Annotated in this window: 8 protein-coding genes; 4 read left to right on the top strand and 4 right to left on the bottom strand. The window is 39.5% G+C overall.

What is annotated here, in order from left to right; genetic code table 11:
• Positions 1 to 4 precede the first annotated feature (4 nt).
• From HMPREF9071_RS11835 to recQ, 3 genes are all read right to left on the bottom strand, one after another.
• Entirely contained in the window at positions 5 to 1,855 is a 1,851-nt protein-coding gene (locus HMPREF9071_RS11835) for a GAG-binding domain-containing protein (protein WP_050784936.1), read from the bottom strand.
• Between the two features lie 29 nt (positions 1,856 to 1,884).
• Entirely contained in the window at positions 1,885 to 3,579 is a 1,695-nt protein-coding gene (locus HMPREF9071_RS10575; RefSeq protein WP_009746641.1) for a glutamine--tRNA ligase/YqeY domain fusion protein, read from the bottom strand.
• Positions 3,580 to 3,850: 271 nt separating this feature from the next.
• Positions 3,851 to 6,040, bottom strand: a complete 2,190-nt coding sequence (gene recQ / locus HMPREF9071_RS10570; protein WP_040358586.1) for a DNA helicase RecQ — start codon at positions 6,038 to 6,040, stop codon at positions 3,851 to 3,853.
• An 85-nt stretch (positions 6,041 to 6,125) separates the two neighbouring features.
• Between recQ and HMPREF9071_RS10565 the strand changes: the two genes are divergently transcribed.
• Complete coding sequence (locus HMPREF9071_RS10565) at positions 6,126 to 7,091, top strand: SIS domain-containing protein (protein ID WP_009746638.1); 966 nt, start codon at positions 6,126 to 6,128, stop codon at positions 7,089 to 7,091.
• Positions 7,092 to 7,125: 34 nt separating this feature from the next.
• On the opposite strand, the gene pbpC is transcribed toward HMPREF9071_RS10565, so the two are convergent.
• Positions 7,126 to 9,483, bottom strand: a complete 2,358-nt coding sequence (gene pbpC, locus HMPREF9071_RS10560; protein ID WP_009746637.1) for a penicillin-binding protein 1C — start codon at positions 9,481 to 9,483, stop codon at positions 7,126 to 7,128.
• Between the two features lie 447 nt (positions 9,484 to 9,930).
• Here pbpC and HMPREF9071_RS10555 point away from each other — a divergent pair, with 447 nt between their 5' ends.
• The 3 genes from HMPREF9071_RS10555 to HMPREF9071_RS10545 form a co-directional block, all read left to right on the top strand.
• A complete protein-coding gene (locus HMPREF9071_RS10555) occupies positions 9,931 to 12,366 on the top strand; it encodes a gliding motility-associated C-terminal domain-containing protein (protein WP_009746635.1) in 2,436 nt (811 codons plus the stop codon).
• Between the two features lies 1 nt (position 12,367).
• Positions 12,368 to 13,702: a type IX secretion system membrane protein PorP/SprF gene (locus HMPREF9071_RS10550; RefSeq protein ID WP_009746634.1), complete on the top strand. Its 1,335-nt coding sequence runs from the start codon at positions 12,368 to 12,370 to the stop codon at positions 13,700 to 13,702.
• Between the two features lie 441 nt (positions 13,703 to 14,143).
• On the top strand, positions 14,144 to 19,329 hold a 5,186-nt coding region (locus HMPREF9071_RS10545), incomplete at its 3' end, for a hypothetical protein (protein ID WP_009746633.1).

The following is a 19,329-nucleotide window of genomic DNA, read 5'->3' as shown; positions in this document are numbered from 1 at the left end:
TTACTTATTGGAGACTATTTACAATATCAATAATTTTATTGAAAGCAGTTACTATATTATTATTGAGATAATTAGTTAAGTGAGGCCCATCCAAATTAGTGTACTCCCCATTAAAATTCTCTTTAATAAGTTTTTCTATTTCTGTATTATTAGGATATTTCTTACGATATTGTTCAGCTATTCGTGCCATGATTTCTACTTCAGCAAAATCAATTCCGAATAGATGCAGATCTTCATATGTCTTTTTTAAGTCTGTAAGACTAGCAGTATCTTTAGTTTCTTTATAATGTTTCGTTGCAGATCTAGAGATTCTTATTCCTTCATGCCAAGTCTTATCTTGCATATTGTAATGGTATTTATCTAAGGGATATTTCTCCAAACCTTCTAATTCTAATTTCAGTTTTTCGTAGGCTTCGAGCGTTTCTTCTATAAGGCGTTTGTATTCTTCTTTGTCGGTGATCCCTGTTTTGTAGTGAGGGATATCTGCTTTATAAGCCAATTTAAGAGTATTGGCTAAGGTATATACAGATACTTCAAAACTACCTCGGCTGCGATTATCTGCAGTGAATATTTCTACCTTAGTATTACCCACTTTCTTAGCCAATAGGGTGATTTTGTTATTAGTAACTCCTCCCTTTAGCTCAACGATTTCGTTATTAGCTATCTGTATTCTATCGGTAGTATTCCATACCCCTATGATAGTTACAGTGGTAGTTTCTTCTTTCTTTACAACAGCTTTTACAGGATTAAAGGTAAGTAAGAGTTTAGGAGTTACTGTAACTTCAAAACTACCCCTACTTTGTCCTTCTTTAGTGAAAACTTCTACTTTGGTAGCCCCTACTTTCTTAGCCAATAGGGTGATTTTGTTATCGGTAACTTCTCCTTGTAGGGCAGCTACTTCCCCATCGGTTATTTGTACTCTATCAGTGGTATTCCATACTCCTGTAATGGTTACAATTGTTGTTTTCCCCTCTTCTATGGATACACTTTCAGGGGAGAAGGAAAGTAGCAACTTAGGGGTTACAATCACTTGGAAGCTACCTCTTTTATGACCATTAGCTGTGAAGATCTCCACCTTAGTATCTCCTACTTTTTTTGCCAAAAGAGTGATTTTATTGTTAGTAACCTCTCCTTGTTGTTCTACAATTTCGGTGTTTTCTACCTTTACTTTGTCAGAGGTATTCCAGGTTCCCACTATGGTGATCTCTGCCGTTTTTCCTTCTTCTATTTCGGGTCTTTCAGGGGTAAAATGTAGCTCAGCGATAGGAGTTACTGTAATTTCAAAACTGCCCCTATTACGACCATCAGCAGTTAGCACACTCACTTTGGTAGTCCCCACTTTCTTAGCCAATAGGTTGATTTTGTTATCGGTAACTTCTCCTTGTTGTGTTACGATTTCTTTATCAGCTATCTGCACTTTGTCAGTAGTATTCCAAGTTCCTACAATGGTTACAGTAGTTGCTTTTCCTATTTCCACTTCTGGTTTTTTAGGAGTAAAGTGTAGTTCAGAGGTAGGGGTTACTGTAACTTCAAAGTTACCCCTATTACGACCATCAGCAGTTAGCACATTCACTTTAGTAGTCCCCACTTTTTTGGCCAGTAGGTTGATTTTGTTATCGGTAACCTCTCCTTGTTGTGTTATGATTTCTTTATTAGCTATTTGTACCTTGTCGGTTTTATTCCAAGTTCCTACAATGGTTACAGTGGCTGTTTTTCCTACCTCTACCTCTGTTCTTTCAGGGGTAAACTTCAGTTGAGTGGGAGGTGCTTCCACTTCTTTTTCACTCTTTTTGCAGCTTATAATAAGCAAACTCATGGCAAGAGCCATGATAGTAAAATTAAAAATACGTCTCATTTTATGTTTGTTTTTATGATCTTTAAAAATTATTCCTCTTTCACTTCTATCTTAGCCCATGTATCTTTTAAGCCTACGGTTTTGTTGAATACAAGTTTCTCTGCATTGCTGTCAGTATCTACACAGAAGTAGCCAAGGCGTTGGAACTGTACAGTATCACCTACCTGTGCTGTCTTAAGGTTAGGTTCTACATAAGCAGTTACTATTTTCAAGGAATTGGGATTGATATAGTTCAAGAAGCTGTCCTCCTGTCGGTCGGGTTCGGGCACAGTAAAAAGGCGGTCATATAGTCGTGTTTCAGCAGGTATAGCATGAGCAATTGATACCCAATGGAGTGTACCTTTCACCTTACGCATACTCGCTTCGGTACCACTACCACTACGGCTATCAGGGTCATAGGTGCAGTGGATTTCGGTAATATTACCCTCAGCGTCCTTCACTACACTTTGTGCTTTAATGATGTAAGCATTCTTAAGACGCACTTCACCACCTAATTTCAAGCGGAAATATTTCTTATCAGCTTCTTCGCGGAAGTCATCACGTTCTATATATAGCTCACGGCTAAAAGGTACTTTTCGATAAGTTAATGGAGTTACCTCCGGATTGTTTTCAGCATCAAGCCATTCTTCTTGTCCTTCAGGATAATTGGTAATCACTACCTTTATAGGGTCAAGCACTGCCATTACGCGGTTAGCTTTCTTATTAAGGTCTTCGCGCACGCAGAATTCTAAGAGCGATACATCAATAAGGTTTTCTCGCTTAGCGATACCGATAGTATCAGCAAACTTACGTATTGCCTCTGGAGTATAGCCACGGCGACGTAAGCCAGAAATAGTAGGCATACGAGGATCGTCCCATCCAGCAACATAGTGTTCAGTAACCAATTGCAAGAGTTTTCGCTTGCTTACAATGGTATGGCTGAGGTTACGGCGGGCAAACTCACGTTGTTTGGGGCGGGTACGTGTGTTGTCATACACTTGATCTAAAAACCAATCGTACAACTCCCTATGCGGTAAGAATTCCAGCGTACAAAGGGAGTGGGATATTTGTTCAAGGTAGTCACTCTCGCCGTGTGCCCAGTCGTACATAGGGTAGATATGCCACTTATCGCCTGTGCGATGATGGGAAGCATTCATGATACGGTAGATAATAGGGTCTCGCATAAGCATATTGGGCGATGCCATATCTATTTTAGCGCGAAGTACATAAGTGCCATTTTCAAACTCACCGTTCTTCATGCGCTCGAAAAGGGCAAGGTTTTCCTCGGGGGAAGTATTGCGATAAGGACTTTCCGTGCCTGCTATCGTAGGAGTTCCTTTTTGGGAGGCTATTTCTTCGGAGGTTTGTTTGTCCACATACGCTTTTCCTTTTTTGATGAGTAGTACTGCCCAATCGTAGAGTTCTTGGAAGTAATCGGAAGCATAGCATTCTTTATCCCAATGGAAGCCAAGCCATTGTACATCACGACGAATAGCATCCACATATTCCTGTTCTTCCTTGCTAGGGTTAGTATCGTCAAACCGCAGGTTTACAGGGGCATTATAGCGTAAGCCTAAGCCAAAATTCAGACAGATAGAACTTGCATGTCCAAGGTGTAAATATCCGTTGGGTTCTGGAGGGAAGCGAAAGCGTAAGGCGCTGGCGGGAAAGCCAGCAGCAAGATCTTCTTCTATAATATTTTCTATAAAATTATTAGCACGTTGTTCCTTAATTTCTTCTAACATAAAATGAGTTTTGAGTTATTATAAAATATAGCTAAATATTTTACTTTTTTTAGCTATATTTAAAACTGCAAAAATAGTTAATAATTTTCAAATAATCAATAATTAAGCAAAGAAAAGAGAAAATTTCTGTTGCAGATTTATTTGTAAATTTTTCATCTATAAATGAGGGATATGAAAAGGTATGTTTTCTATAATTCAGATTTAAGAAAAAGTGATTATATACAAAAAAAGGGATGAACATGCATTCATCCCTAAAATATTTATCTTAATATTAGTTTCCTACTTCGCTGATAAACTTAATACGGTATAGGCGTAGTTCATCATCTTCATAGTCACCGCCAAATTCTTTGGAGGCTACTGAGATCTTGTCAGTTTCAGCTTCTAGGAAATAGTCATGAAGTTCTTCCTGTTGCTCTTCATCTAGGATTTCATCTATCCAATAGTTGATATTGAGCTTAGTACCACTATATACAATTTGTTCCATTTCCTTAAGGAATTCATCCATAGTAAGCCCTTTAGCCTTAGCAATATCAGGGAGGGGTAGTTTTTTGTCTATATTTTGGATAATAAAGAGTTTGAGAGCTGAGTTGGCTCCTGTAGTCTTTACAATGAGATCTTCTGGGCGGATGATATCATTTTCTTCCACATATTTAGCTATGAGAGAGACAAATTCTTTTCCATATTTTTTAGCTTTTCCTTCTCCTACCCCAAAAACATTGGTTAATTCTGTAATGGTGATAGGATATTTCATGCACATATCCTCAAGGGAGGCATCTTGGAATACCACAAAAGGAGGCACTTCAAACTCCTTGGCGACTTTTCGTCTGAGGTCTTTCAAGTATCTTAAAAGCGTATCATCCAAAGCGGATATGGTATTTTTTGGAGCCTCTTCTATTTCTTCCTCAAAATTGTGGTCTTCAGTCATCATAAAGGAATGTGGCTTCTTGAGGAATTCACGACCTTTTTCGGTAAGGAACATGACTCCGTATGTTTCAATATCCTTGCGGATATAGTCATTAACCATTACTTGGCGGATAAGAGCCATCCAATAACGGCTATCAAAATCCTTTCCGGAGGCAAAATAATCTTGCTCATCGAAGCGATTGGACTTGATAATAGCGGAATACTTCCCAGTAAGTACATTGACAAGGTCTTTAGCTTTTAACTTTTGTCGGGTTTTATCAATGACATTTAGGAGAATAGAGACTTGTTCTTGTGCTTCTTTTTTGTTCTTAGGGTATCGCATATTATCATCCATATTGGCACCTTCTCCGTTAACTTCATCAAATTCTTCACCGAAGTAGTGTAATATAAACTTTCTTCGTGAGGTAGAGGTTTCTGCATAAGCAACCATGTCCTGTAAGAGTGCTTGTCCTACTTCCTGTTCAGCGATAGGTTTTCCTACCATGAACTTCTCTAACTTTTCTATATCTTTGTAGCAGTAGAAGGCAAGGCAGTATCCCTCACCACCATCACGTCCAGCACGTCCGGTTTCTTGATAATAACTTTCTATACTTTTAGGGATATCATAGTGAATAACAAAACGAACATCGGGCTTATCAATTCCCATACCGAAGGCAATAGTGGCTACTACAACCTCCACCTCTTCCATAAGGAACATGTCCTGGTGTTTAGCACGGGTTTTGGCATCCAATCCTGCATGATAGGGGATTGCAGTAATCCCATTCACTTGAAGGGTTTGTGCTAATTCCTCTACACTCTTTCGGCTCAAACAATAAATAATACCCGATTGTCCAGGATGCTGTTTTACGAAACGAATAATATCACTATTGATATTCTTTGTTTTAGGGCGTACCTCATAATATAGGTTAGGACGGTTAAAGGAGGACTTGAATACAAGAGCCTCTGGAATGCCTAAGTTCTTTAGGATATCCTCCTGTACCTTAGTGGTAGCTGTAGCTGTAAGGGCAATGATAGGGATGTTGTTCCCCAAACGGTCAATGATAGCTTTGATATTTCGGTATTCAGGACGGAAATCATGCCCCCATTCGGAAATGCAGTGTGCCTCATCTACCGCCACAAAGGAAATGTTAATAGTTTTTAGAAAATCCGCATATTCATCTTTGGTAAGGGACTCTGGAGCTACATATAGGAGCTTGGTTTCCCCATTACGGATATCTTCCATAACAGTGCGAATTTCTCCTTTGGTAAGGGAAGAATTAAGTACGTGAGCGATTTTATCTGTACCAGAGATGCCACGAACTACATCTACTTGGTTTTTCATCAGAGCAATAAGAGGTGAAATCACAATGGCAGTTCCCTCCTTAAGCAAAGCAGGAAGCTGATAACAAAGGGATTTCCCTCCGCCAGTGGGCATTAGCACGAAGGTATGATGATTATCCATAATACTGGTGATAATCTCCTCTTGCTTTCCTTTGAAAGCATTAAAGCCAAAGATACTTTTTAATGCTTTTTGTAAATCAACTTTTGTTGTACTCATCATTGTAATATGTAGTATTTTTTCTTACTTTTGCAGGATAAAATTACAACTTTTTTTTTAAGTAGCAAATTTAAAAACAAACATTTTGGAAAATTTTAATAAAGTGCTTGATTTTGCTCGGGAAACCATTGATACTGAGCTTTATTCTTTAAAAAAATTAACAAATTTTTTAGATGAAAATTTTATCAAATCAGTAGAAGTTATTCTTCATGCTAAGGGGAGAGTCATCATTACAGGGATAGGAAAAAGTGCCATTATCGCTCAAAAAATTGTTGCGACAATGAATTCTACAGGTACCCCTTCTATTTTTATGCATGCGGCGGATGCTATTCATGGTGATTTGGGGATTATTCAAGAGGGAGATGTAGTGATTTGTATCTCTAAGAGTGGTAATACTCCAGAAATCAAAGTATTAGTGCCTTTGCTTAAGCGAGAAGGAAATCCATTAATTGCTATCACAGCCAATAGGGAATCCTTTTTAGCTACCCAATCTGATTATGTATTGTATGCCTATACTCACCAGGAGGCTTGTCCTAATAACTTAGCCCCTACGACCTCTACGACCTCTCAATTAGTCATAGGTGATGCTTTATCAGTAGCTCTTATGCGAATGAAACAATTTGGAAGTCAGGATTTTGCTAAATATCATCCAGGGGGAGCTTTGGGTAAGCGGCTTTACCTTACTGTAGGAGATGCCATTGCTAAGAATCAGGTGCCTGCAGTGGCTCCAGATACAGATATTAAACAAGTGATTGTGGAAATCTCCCAAAAAATGTTAGGGGTTACGGCTGTCCTTGAAGGTGAAACTATTGTAGGGGTTATTACCGATGGAGATATTCGCCGTATGCTTAGTCATTATGAGGATATTAAAGGACTAAAAGCAAAGGATATTATGTCCCTTCATCCCAAGACGGTGGAAGCAGGTGTCCTTGCTGTAGATGCTTTAGACCTTATGCAAAACCACAAAATTACTCAACTGCTTGTAACCAAAGAGGGACACTATATAGGCGTCATTCATTTGCATAACCTTATACAGGAGGGAATTATTTAATAATGATTAATGCCAGCAATGATTTATTTAATCATTAGTTGGTAACCATTATTAAGATTGTCTTCTCATTGCCCTGAGTGTCCATACATTTTAGATAGTGTTCTCCTTGGCTAAGGAAGATTTTCATATCATGGAAGTGGAGTGTTTCTCCCAGATAAGTGTTGTCCAAGTACCAAAAGAGCTTTCCTGTATGGTTATAAGCCACACGGGCGATGATGGGTTGCACATCTCCACCAAATCCTTTAGCTTGGTGTAGTATAGTGCCATATTTGGGATAGATAAAATCCAATACGCTCTGCTTATCACCTCTTTGACAATCTTCGCGCATGGCAGGAAGTGATTGGTAAGAAGGGTGTTGTTTTTTGTAGAACCATTCCATTAAAGGAGGTAAGGAGAACCAGCTTTGTGAATGAATATTGGCTAAGGATTCACAATCGGTGGTTACTTGCCACTTGCCATCTAAGGATAGGTGTACCCACTTATGATATTTGCAAGGGTTTGTTTGCAGATTTCCTCTTGGTACATAAATCTTCTTTTTAGGACAGATATCACTGGCGAGCATTCCACTTTGGGAGCATACTTCTATTTCCTGTAAGTCATCCCATGGAGTACTGAACCATTTGCTTTTAGGTAGTAGTTGAAATATTTCTAACATCACAGGAGAGGCTGTCCCTACTCCAGTAAGTTCAGGACGTCCTTCTCCGGAGGCATTTCCTACCCATACTCCTACAAGGTATTGGGAGGTCAGTCCGATAGACCACGCATCCCGATTGCCGAAGCTGGTACCCGTTTTCCAAGAAATCTTTCTTGCTGAAGCATAGTAACGCCAAGCTGAATCAAATGAAGGACGATTTACTTGAGTAAGAGCTTCAAAGGTTTTATAGATAGCCCCTGCGCTTAAGTGATTCTTATAGGTTTGTTCCTTGCCATAGTCATGGGTATAAGGCAGATAACTTAAAGGTTGGAAGGCATGAGAAAGGTAGGAACCTTTTTCTGTGAAGTGATTCAGAACAGCTCCCATATTCATGTATGCTTGGCTTAGTTCCCATAGGTTACTTTCGGCTCCCCCTAGGACTAAGGATAATCCATAATGATCGGGATGACGGTTAATGGTACGTAACCGATGCATCTGTAATTGTTGGTAAAACTTACTAATGCCATATTGGCGTAACATAAGTACAAAGGGAATGTTCAGTGAGCGATATAAAGCTTCGTCGGCAGGGACAGCTCCCTCATAGGTGTTTTCAAAGTTCTGAGGGGCATAACCTGCAATATGAGTAGGTACATCGGCAATAAGCTCTTGAGGAAGGAGTTCTCCACTATCCAGCATGGCAGCATATAGGAAAGGCTTAAGTATACTACCGGTACTGCGAGGACGGTGAATGATATTGACGTCCTTTTGATGTTCCCTATCAGTAGGAGTATTACCTATATAAGCAAGCACTTCTCCTGAACGTATATCTGCGACCAATACACACATATTATGTACTTCGAATTGCTTATAGTGGAGGTAATATTTCTTCACTATCTGATTGATTCGTTCCTGTAAGTGGTAGTTTATAGTACTTCTTTCTCGTTTTCCACCATAACTTTTAGCGATACGTTCTACCAGATGCGGGGCTATATTAGGGAGTTCATGAGGTTTTTCAGGTAGGGGTTCGGTAAGAGCAAGGTCATAGGTGGTTTTATCTATGGTACGATTTTTGAAGAGTTTTTCAAGGAGGAAGTTACGTTTTTTTTCTAAAAAGATTTGATTTTTTCCTGGGTAGATGAGTCCTGGAGCATTGGGAAGTACAGCTAAGGTACAAGCCTCTGCCCAAGAGAGTTGTTCAACAGGTACACCAAAGTAGCGCCATGCAGCCATATCTGCCCCTATAACATTACCTCCAAAGGGAGCATGAGAAGCATAAAGAGCAAGGATTTTCTTTTTAGAGTAACGCAGTTCTAAGCGAGTAGCCCAGATAGCTTCAATGAGTTTTTCTCCGTAGGTACGCGATTTGTTCTTACGAGCCAAGCGGATAACCTGTTGAGTAAGGGTACTGCCTCCTCGCACCGTGTGTCCCTGGCGAATATTTGCCAGGAGTGCTTTTACAGTGGAGACAGGATTCACTCCTAAGTGATAATGAAAGTACTCATCCTCATAAGCAAGTATCGCCTTACGGAGTTTTTCTGGTACACTATCCCGCTCAGGGAAACGCCATTGTCCGTCAGGGGCTATTTTTCCCCCAAGGAGTTTTCCTTCACGACTTTCCACTATGGTAGCATATCCCTCTGTAAAGAGAGGTGAAGGCAGGCAAAAGGTGTACCATATTAATAGAATCACTAAAATGGCTGATTTTATTTTATGGGTCTTTATGTAGTTAAGGAGTCTGTAAGTATAGCGGCGAATCATTTTACAAAAATACTATTTTTTTCTCAGATAAAGATAAAGAAAAACAGATTTTTTATCTTTCAGTTTTGTTATATTTTTTACGAATTTATTAAGAATTTTGCAAAGGCTTTTTGTGGATAAAAAAAAGAAGATAATTTATCTAAAAATCCTCTTAAAGATAAATGTTTATAATTCTAAGAAATGTTAATAACTTTTTCCTTTATACCATATATATGAATGAAAAGGATGAAAACCCTTGTATTTACAGTAACCAAATAGTTTTATATTCCTAAAAGAAGAAAGAATTAAAACCTAAGAGAAAAGAAAAAATTTAAGAAAAATCCAACGAATAAAAACTTTTTTATATATTTGCGTTGGGTTAGTGCCCAACTTGGAAAAGCATAAAAAGCATGTTTAATAGAAATATAAAAAAACCAATAAATTTAATAAAAAAATAGCATCCATGTTATGAAAAGAATACATATATTATATATCCTTATAGTAAGCCTTATAGGGGGGACTATATATGGGCAAATTATCCCTGAAATAAAGAATATACGTACCAATAGCCGTAATTTGTATTGTCCACGAAATAATATGCCAAATAAGTTGACTGTACAATTTAGCTGGAGTGGAACACTTCTTTCGGATGATAATGCTTTTATTGCAGAACTTTCTTCTCCTACAGGGGATTTTTCCTCCCCTATAGAGATAGGACGGCTTGATAAAACTAACTCTACGGGGAATCTTCATAAGGGAAGTAATGTACTTCCTATCTATATAAAGATAGAATTTCCTACCAACACTTCAGGAAATAGATATAAGATACGTATTAAGACAAGTACTCTAAAGCAGGACGGAAGTGGTAATCCTGTAGCTCAAGGAGAAAGTGAGTTTTTTGAAGCTCATCACTTAGGTTCTGCTACGGCATTGGAACTTAATAACTTGCATTCGCCTATTGAGATATGTCCAGGCTCTTCAAGTAAAACAATCTCTGTTACAGGATCCACTCATGCGGCTTCCTATATATGGTATAAGGATGGACAAGTAATTCCAGGAGTTACAGGTGAGAGTTATACAGTAACCCAACCAGGACGCTATGCGGTAGATCCTGACTTTGGGGGCTGTAGTGAGGGAGGAAATTATCGTTCCAATGAGGTAGTTGTTAATGATGCAGGAGGAGCTAATGCTGCTCAAGTGAGAATAAAAGGAGCTGCTTCTCAGCAGATATGTACAGGTGTACCCCTTACTCTTGAATCAGAAATTGTTAATGATTCAAGTGGTTCCACCTATACTTACCAATGGTATAAGGATAATACACTCATTACAGGAGCCAACCAGCCTACTTATAATGTTACGGCTGTCGGGAGCTATACTGTCAAGGCTATCCCTAGTACAGGCTGTGAGAAAACCTCCTCTGCTGTAACAATTACCCAACGCAATACGGAGGGACTTCTGGTTATCGCTGGTGGAAACAATCAGGTAAAATGTTCCGGACAAACGCTCCCTCTTACGGCTTCACTAACAGATACTACCCTTACAGGGACTTACAAATGGTATAAGAATGGTACAGTAATACCTGGTATTACTACCACTTCCTATACGGTTTCCGATAATGGTTCTTATTATATTACCCTTACCGAAGCAGGTGGCTGTGTAATTAAGTCCAATGTGGTAACAGTAAGTGATCAGTCCTCCGTGAATCCAGGCGATATCAAATGGTTGGGCTATAATAATGAAGATGTGGTTTTTGCCTTCCCTTATCGACGTCCTGTAATAGAACTTGATATTCCCAGTACAGAAACCTTGACCATCAAATGGTTTAAGGAGGATGATCCTACCAATATTTTGCAGGAGAACACCACACGCTCTTTTCAAGTACCTTCAGAGGGAACTTTTGTAGCAGAGGTATATGACTCTTGCCATAATCGTGTGAGTACGGGAGTTCTTAAGCTCCATGTGAAGGAACCTTCTCGCTATAAACCTACCATTGGCTTCAAGCAGGGATCTTCTCCGTGTGGAGGAGGACAAGCGATATTGGAACTTTCCAGCCTGGAGGCAACCATCGTACATAATGGTCAAGAGAAGAGTACCTTAGTTCCCAGTTCGGATTATTCACATTATACCCTTCAGTGGAAGAAAGATGGGGTGAATCAATCCATGGGGACTGAAATAGCAGCTACTACTTCCAATACACTTAGCGTATATCGCTTACAGGTCAATGGAGCCTTTAATTCTAATGAGATTAAGCTTATAGATATCAAGTTTCCTACCGCAGTGCGTATCACTACCGGTTCGGGAGCTCAGGAGTTGGAGGATAATCGTTCTTTAGACCTTATCCCAACCCTTATGGGTACCTTCCAACAAGAACTCTTTACTTATAAGTGGTATTTCCGTAAGGATGACACTCAGTCATGGGTAGAAAAAGCAGATGTAACTGCCCTGACAGATAAGAAATATACCATTGCAGCGGCTCCTTATGGTTCAGCTGCCTTTAGAGAATCCATAGGGCAATACCAATTGGTAGTGAGGCTTAAGGAAGGAACGGTGAATATTGCAGGAGAAAATATTGATCTGACGCCTTATGCTCACAGTTGTGGACAGGTGGAGGGCTTGATTAACATCTCTTATACTCTTTCCTATCAAGGGAAAGAAATTCCAAACATAGTACTCCTAAGTGGGGAAGACCTCAACCGAAAGTGGGTGCTTCCTAATGAATGGACAGGAGCTAAGGTAACAATCTATAAGCAGACCGGAGAGATTATTTATAAGTCTGATAGATATAATAATGACTTCCCAAATTTTGAGCCTAAATCCACAGAACGTGGAGCTGCGATTTATTATTTCTATGTTATAGAAAAAGATGGAAAAACTAAAAACGGAACCCTAACGGTATTACATTAGTATGAAGATAGGAATTCAATATAAAATGTGCCTTTTGCTACTGTGCATGACTTTCTCTTATGCACAGGAGCAATCAGGCTTTTATGTGCCTTACCAAATGCCTACTCACGCCTTTGTGCGCTTTAATACATTTGTGGCAAACCCTGCTTTCCCTTTGATAGTTAATTATCAAGAACACAATATAGGACTTTACTATCGTAACCAGTGGATGGGTTATAAGAATGACAATTTCTCCCTAATGGGACTTTCTTACGGGCGAAATTTTAGAGAGACCAGCTCCATGAATGCTATGATTTTCAAGCGCAATGTTACAGTAATGACCAGCTATGGAGTGGTACTCAATTATGGACATGCTGTAGAGCTCTCGGATGCGGTAAAGCTTAATATGGGACTTAATGTAATCCCTACTTTCAGCGGTTTGGATAAAGGTCGTATACATGCTGCAGACCCCTCCGATCCTCTTTTGAATGTGGGTAATATCTTTGGTGTCAGTGTGCAACCAGGAGTGGATATTGCTATAGGAGATTTCCATATTGCAGGTACTTCTGATAACTTGATAGACTATGCTACAGGATCCAATAAGGCAATGACAGCTTTTCGTGATAAAACTTTCACGGCTCACCTAATGTACCGTACTGCTTTTCAAAGTCGTAATGACCTCTTAGAGGAAGGTTATTGGTCAGTAGCCCTAAGAGCTACTAAGGAATATGATGGTTTTAACTTTGGAGGACATGCCCTTATTGATCTCCCCGCATTGGGATGGGCAAATGTAGGCTATACCCAGCGTAATGGTCTTATTGCTGGAGTAGGCTTTAATATTCGCCAACAATGGAGCATAGGAGTGGAGTATGAGAATGCTATAGGAGTGAAAGTGCCTCAACTAGGAAATACTCTCGGTGTATACCTTAATGTACAGTTTGGAGGTAAGCGACAAGAACATACACCGCCTCCTCCTAAGCGACCTAATAAGTTGCCTGTGGTACCTGTAGAACCACCTAAACCAGTAGAAAAGAAGAAAGAGGAGATAAAACCAGTGCCCGTTCAAACAGATGCTCCTTTGGCAGTTAAGACAGAGAAAATGAAAGGGGTAACCGAAGGTTATTATGTGGTTATTGGGGTATATGCAAATCCTCGTAATGCCTTTAATGAACGTCAACGATTGGGTAAACGTTATGATGTAGGTACCTTTGTTAATTCCAAGAATGGGTATACTTATCTTTATTTAGGTAAAGGAGTAATGTCCGCCGAGGAGGCTCAAAGCCTCATGCGTAAGAATATGATGAAAGAGGACTTCTACGGGGGCATTTGGATTCTTGAAGTAAAACTAGAAAAATAATATTCACCTAAGGTATAAGTTAAAAACTTATACCTTAGGTGTAAAAATGTTTTAAATAAATTTTTCCAAAAATCTTTACGAAAAAGTTTGAAATGTTATTAAAAAGTTAATTTAATACAGTAAAATAATAAATTTCAATATTTAAGAAAATAGATTAAAGAAAGTTTAAAAAAATGTATATCTTTGCTCAATGAAAATGGAAGGATCATTATATACAGGAAGTTCTTGTATATATTTGATTATCAATAATAAAGATATTTTAACATAAAAATCAATAAGTTCATGGAAACTGAAATACTCACGATAAGACAGATGAGAATAGAATCCAATGTCCTATGATTCCCTTGTAGAGAGTCAAAAATAGCATACAATAATAAGAAAATAAAAGACTTTTACTCATATATCCATTTGGATATACTTTATTACTTTAACTAAACAATTATGGATACAAATTTTAAAGTGATGAAACTAAAACAACTTTTCCGGTATTTGCTGACCCTTATACTACTGGTAGGAGGTACGGCTGTATTCGCTCAAAAGACTATGGGCACTCGTTACAATAATGATGGTAAACCTATAAGAGGGGGAGTTGCCCTGATTGGGAACCGTTCCGATGCTCCATATAATCTTAATATTCCTTCAACAGACCCTAATTGCCGTGTAAGGGTGAAGAAGGCGCTCCTTTATTGGGGAGGTCATGCAGGAGGTGGAAATATGGATATTGTACGGCTTAAAGGTCCTAATGGGTTAAATAAAGTTGTAACTAAAAATGATGGACATACGGAATCCAATGCTATTGTATGGGATGAGGCTGATTATTTGGTATATCGTTTGTATTTTGATCAATATAATGGGCGAGACTTGGATATCCGGGTGCAGGTAAGTTCCCCTTATAGTGGAAATCAATTGGGTTGGTGTAGAAGTTCTTCAGATACTTATGCACAATGGAGTGGGGATAATACAGGCCATGGACTGGAATCCATTATGTTTGATGTAAAGAGAATGCGTCAAACTTATGGAAGTGCGATGACCCTAAGATTCAATTATAAAACCTGGTGGTATGGTTACCGAAATAATGGAAATGTAAAAATGGAGGTGAAAGGTTACCGAGGAGGGCACATGGAATTGCATGGATTTAACTGGGTGAATGTTGGAGGTACAGAAATAGGTACTTACCAATTCCCTCAACCAGTTAACATTACTCAAGAAGGAGGAGGTTGTCGTAGTGATTATGATTTAGGGAATGTAGGAGATTTTGAATATAATGCAATTAATGGAAAACTTGTATGGCACAAACCGGATGGTACTATTTATGAGGCAGGACAAAATGATGATATTGATCCTCGTAAGACCATTATTAATGATGGAACACGTGTAACGGATGACTCTTATTATTACCGTTATGCAGATGTTACTGCTGACCTTCAAGCTTTAGCCAATGCAGGGAATCTTAATGGTACTTATCAAGTGGATAATGTCCATAATAATGGAGGACATGCATGGAAATTGGGCTCTGGATGGGCTTTAGTAGTAGTTTATGAAGACCCTAAAGCTAAAGGGAATGCCTCTAATGTTGTCTTCCAAGTACAGGATGGCTTTGAGCGAGTAGGAGCAGGGCAGGCAATTGAGCGGGATAGAACCCTTTCAGGTTTTGTGGCGGCAAATGCATCGGGAATCCCGCCTGGAACTGTTAATCAAGTGTGGCCTACCTACGGACAGGTAACTCTCGGTGGGGAAGAATCACAAGCAGGCGATGGAGTGAAAGTGAATGGAAGTGCAGGAATTGCTTATAATACTCGTGAGTCTCATAACTTCTTTAAAGGAAAAATCACTCGTGAGAATGACCCTATACAGGAAGGAAAAGGATGGGATGTCTCTCTTTTCGGTATACAAGATAACCCTGCAGCAGGGGCGACTTCCACCACAATAAAGTACCTTGCACAGCAAGCAGGGGTGTCAGGCTATGATGCCTTTATCAATATTGTTAATACCATGTTGGTACCTACCTCGCGTCCTACTTATGAAGTGGAAACTTTAGTTAAGGACAATGCAGGAGTGGATATTTCAGGACAACGTAAGCCGTTGGGTACAGAAGCCAAATATGAAATTCGTATTCGTAACATAGGGTCAGGGGTAGCTTCTGCTCCTATTACTTTAGAGGCTCTCTTGCCTGCTAATGTAACTTATCAGAGCCATGAAGCATTACCGTTGGGTGCTACCTTTATAGGTCAGTCTCAAGTGAGCGGGCGTACTATGCTCAAATTCTCTATTCCAGCAAATCAGTTGCCTGCAGATCCTAATGCCAATCTTTCCGCACCTATCACTATTAAGGTCAAAGCCACTACGGATTGTGGAGCTTTAAGAGATGCTTGTTCAAACAGACTCGCTTTTCAACCTAAACTGATTTATAATGTAATAGGTCCTAATGAAAATAATTTAGAGCAGCTTTCTTATAAAAAAATTACAGATTGTGACCCTGCTCCTACCACCTTCTTCTTAGAAGATAATCCATGTGGACAGGCAAGCAATAATACCATCCCTTACTGTTCGGCAATGCGCTTGGACGGAGGTGCTGGTTATCCATCATATAAATGGACAAAACAAGGGAGTCCTACGGTACTCTCTACCGATCGTTTCTTGGAGGTAACCTCACAAGGAACTTATGTTCTGGAACGCGGTAACACTGAATGTAATAATGTAACTACCATTACCTTTAATATTACACAGCGTACGGGTCCGCAGGCAATCCATCCACTTAAGGATAATCCGAACATCACCGAGAAGCAGGTTTGTAATATTGATGGTACGGATTATTACCAAATAGCCCTTTGTGGTACTTCTGTGAATTTGCAGACAGGACCTCTTTCCGTACCAGATAATAAGGTAGAGTGGTACAAATATATAGGTGCCGCTACGCCTCCGAATGATACCTGTCCTCCTTCAGGAGGTGGGGATATTTCCACCAATTCGAACTGGAGGAAAATAGGAGAGGGTAAGAACTTTACTCTTAGCGAATCGGAAGTACATAATAATGGCACACACTTTGCTATTTTTGTAAGATATGACAATTGTCCTGCTACTTACTTCTTCCGTGCCTATAAGAGTACACTTTCCTATACCTTGGATAAGGAAAATATTCTCCCTTGTGGAGGTTCTACGGTAGGTCGCCTTAAGATATCTGGCTTGCCTAATACCAATTATCAATATATGGTGGCAGGCCCATCAAATTCTATTCCTTGGACAAATGTACCAGGACAGAACTTCAATCATGAGGTAACTGCAGGTGGAGAATATACAGTAACGATACGTCCTAAACTTACAGGTGGAGCAAATCAGTTCCAGAATAATGTGTGTAAGTTTGAGAAAAAAATCACTCTACAAGCAATCATAGGTTCGGATGCTGTATTTACCATAAGTAAGGAGGATGTTAAGTGTGTGGGTAATCATACGAATACCGGTAAGATTCGTATTCAAATTAATAGGGATGTTACCCTACCGGTACGAATTATTGTGAAGAATGCTTCCAATACTCAAGTGGCTGCCTACCAAGTAACTACCGATGCTGAGAGAGACTCCAATAATAGTACTGCACGTACTGCCCTAGAGTCACTCCCCAGTGGTACTTATACGATAACACTTATACCAAGCTATCGTCCTACTTGTAATATTACACCTCCCACTCCAATAACTATTACAAATCTGCCAGAGCTTAAACTCTTGAATGCCATTCCTGAGGATCTATCTTGTGGAGAAATACGTTATATTACCACTACACAAATAGGAGGTACTCCTCCTTATACCATTAAGATAGAAGAAGGAGCACGTACCTTGCTATCAAGCAATGTGGGATCTAATACTTCTTCACAATTAGCGATTAGTGATGGTGGATTTACTTCCGGCACCAAGACCTATAAAGTTACTTTAACTGATGCTAATGGTTGTACTGCAGTACGTAATGTACCATTCACTATCCAGCCAAAGCCTAAGTTTGCTTTTACTAAAACAGAGGCAGATTGTTCAACTACGGCGGGTACTATTACCATTAATATTACAGAAGCAGCTTTCTTGGCACCTGCTAATTTTGCTAAGTATCAGGTGGAATACGCCATTAGTAAGAAAAGCGGAGGCACATGGGGAGCATGGCAACGTCAGGCACACCCCAATAATGTATTTCGTGGTCTTACAGAGGGAGAATACCGTATGCGTGTTTTCTATAGGATAGGTAGTAAAGAATGCTCCTTCCCTGAAGAAGGTTATGAATATACTGACCCTGCTACCGGCAGGCGTGTACATACCTCAGGTCCTGACTTTGATGATATTACTACCACCATTACCTCAGGGAATGGACCTATTAATGCCTATGTAGGGGTATCACATTTGGCTTGTCAGCCATTAGCTAACAACCCTGCGGCACATGCACATGCTTCTATTCGCGTTGCTTCTCCTACAGGAGGTAACGGGACAGGAACAGGGAATGCTCGTTTTGAGGTAAGTTTGGACAATGGAGTTACTTGGAATAATCCACCAGCGAGCCTTCCAGGAGTTACTTTTGATGCTAATGACTTGCGCTTTGATAATGTCCCTGTAGGACAGTATACGGTAAAAGTACGTAGTAAAAACCCTGCTGGAGGAGTACCTCCTTGTGAAATGACAGAGGTGGTACAGGTGGAATCTCCTCTTGCTTTGCCTGTGGTAAATTCCTCAGTAGCTTATGATTGTGATGGGGTAGCACGGGTGTCCTTTACTACTGATCATTCGGATTATAGTTATGCTTATGTAACAGGTAACAACCTTAGTACACTGGCAACAGAACATTATGGACCTTACACCGCAAGAAATATTCCTGACAAAACCTTTACCGCTGCTGATAAGGGTACTACTCAATATGTACGTATATTTTATAAGAAAACCAATGTACCTAAGCGAGAACTTATCCGTGAGGACTTTGGTGCCGGTGCAGTTACAGATATTGCTGGGTTAAATCGACCTGGAGTTTCCATTTCTCCTAATCTGACTTATGTACAACCTTGTACAGGTTGGAATCAGTATATGATCATCAATGAAGGTGATTTTAATTATGCTTGGTGGAGAACTGGTGCACCTTGTGGTGACCATAGAAACAGTACTTTCTGGATAGATTCGGCTCCTGTTGATCATACAGGACTCCCTAAAGGACGCTATATGTATATAGATATGGGAGGAAATATCCCTGTAGGAACTACTCTTTATCAAAAAGAAGTGGATATAGTACCTAATGGACCTATTGGTTTTGAAGTTTGGATTATGAATCTTAATAAGCCAACGGCTACCTTAACTCATCCAACTTCTGTAAGACCTAATATTCGTGTTCAGGTAACTGACCTTTCGGATAACGTGTTAGGAGAAGTTACATCACAAGATATTCCGTATAATAATATAGGACCTTCTAACTGGGTGAAAATTTCTTCTGATAATTTAGGGGATATTAATCCAGGTAATAACAATCGTGTACGCATTAAGATTCAGAATACTCGTAATCATGAATATGGTAATGACTTTGCCATAGATGATATTTATGTATTCCAAGGACCTGTGAACTGTCCTACCCTTAATACAACCCTTACAATTCCTTTGGCAAATAATAAGGA

Origin of the sequence: Capnocytophaga sp. oral taxon 338 str. F0234 (assembly GCF_000192225.1) — a bacterium.
In the GTDB taxonomy this organism is placed as follows: Bacteria; Bacteroidota; Bacteroidia; order Flavobacteriales; family Flavobacteriaceae; genus Capnocytophaga.
This window is presented reverse-complemented; position numbering and strand designations above follow the sequence as displayed.

What these genes read in the sequence shown, in the direction of transcription:
- HMPREF9071_RS11835 (WP_050784936.1), bottom strand. Translation starts at nt 1,855, where the DNA reads ATGAGACGTATTTTTAATTTTACTATCATGGCTCTTGCCATGAGTTTG.
- HMPREF9071_RS10575 (WP_009746641.1), bottom strand. Translation starts at nt 3,579, where the DNA reads ATGTTAGAAGAAATTAAGGAACAACGTGCTAATAATTTTATAGAAAAT.
- pbpC (WP_009746637.1), bottom strand. Translation starts at nt 9,483, where the DNA reads ATGATTCGCCGCTATACTTACAGACTCCTTAACTACATAAAGACCCAT.
- HMPREF9071_RS10550 (WP_009746634.1), top strand. Translation starts at nt 12,368, where the DNA reads ATGAAGATAGGAATTCAATATAAAATGTGCCTTTTGCTACTGTGCATG.
- HMPREF9071_RS10555 (WP_009746635.1), top strand. Translation starts at nt 9,931, where the DNA reads ATGAAAAGAATACATATATTATATATCCTTATAGTAAGCCTTATAGGG.
- recQ (WP_040358586.1), bottom strand. Translation starts at nt 6,040, where the DNA reads ATGAGTACAACAAAAGTTGATTTACAAAAAGCATTAAAAAGTATCTTT.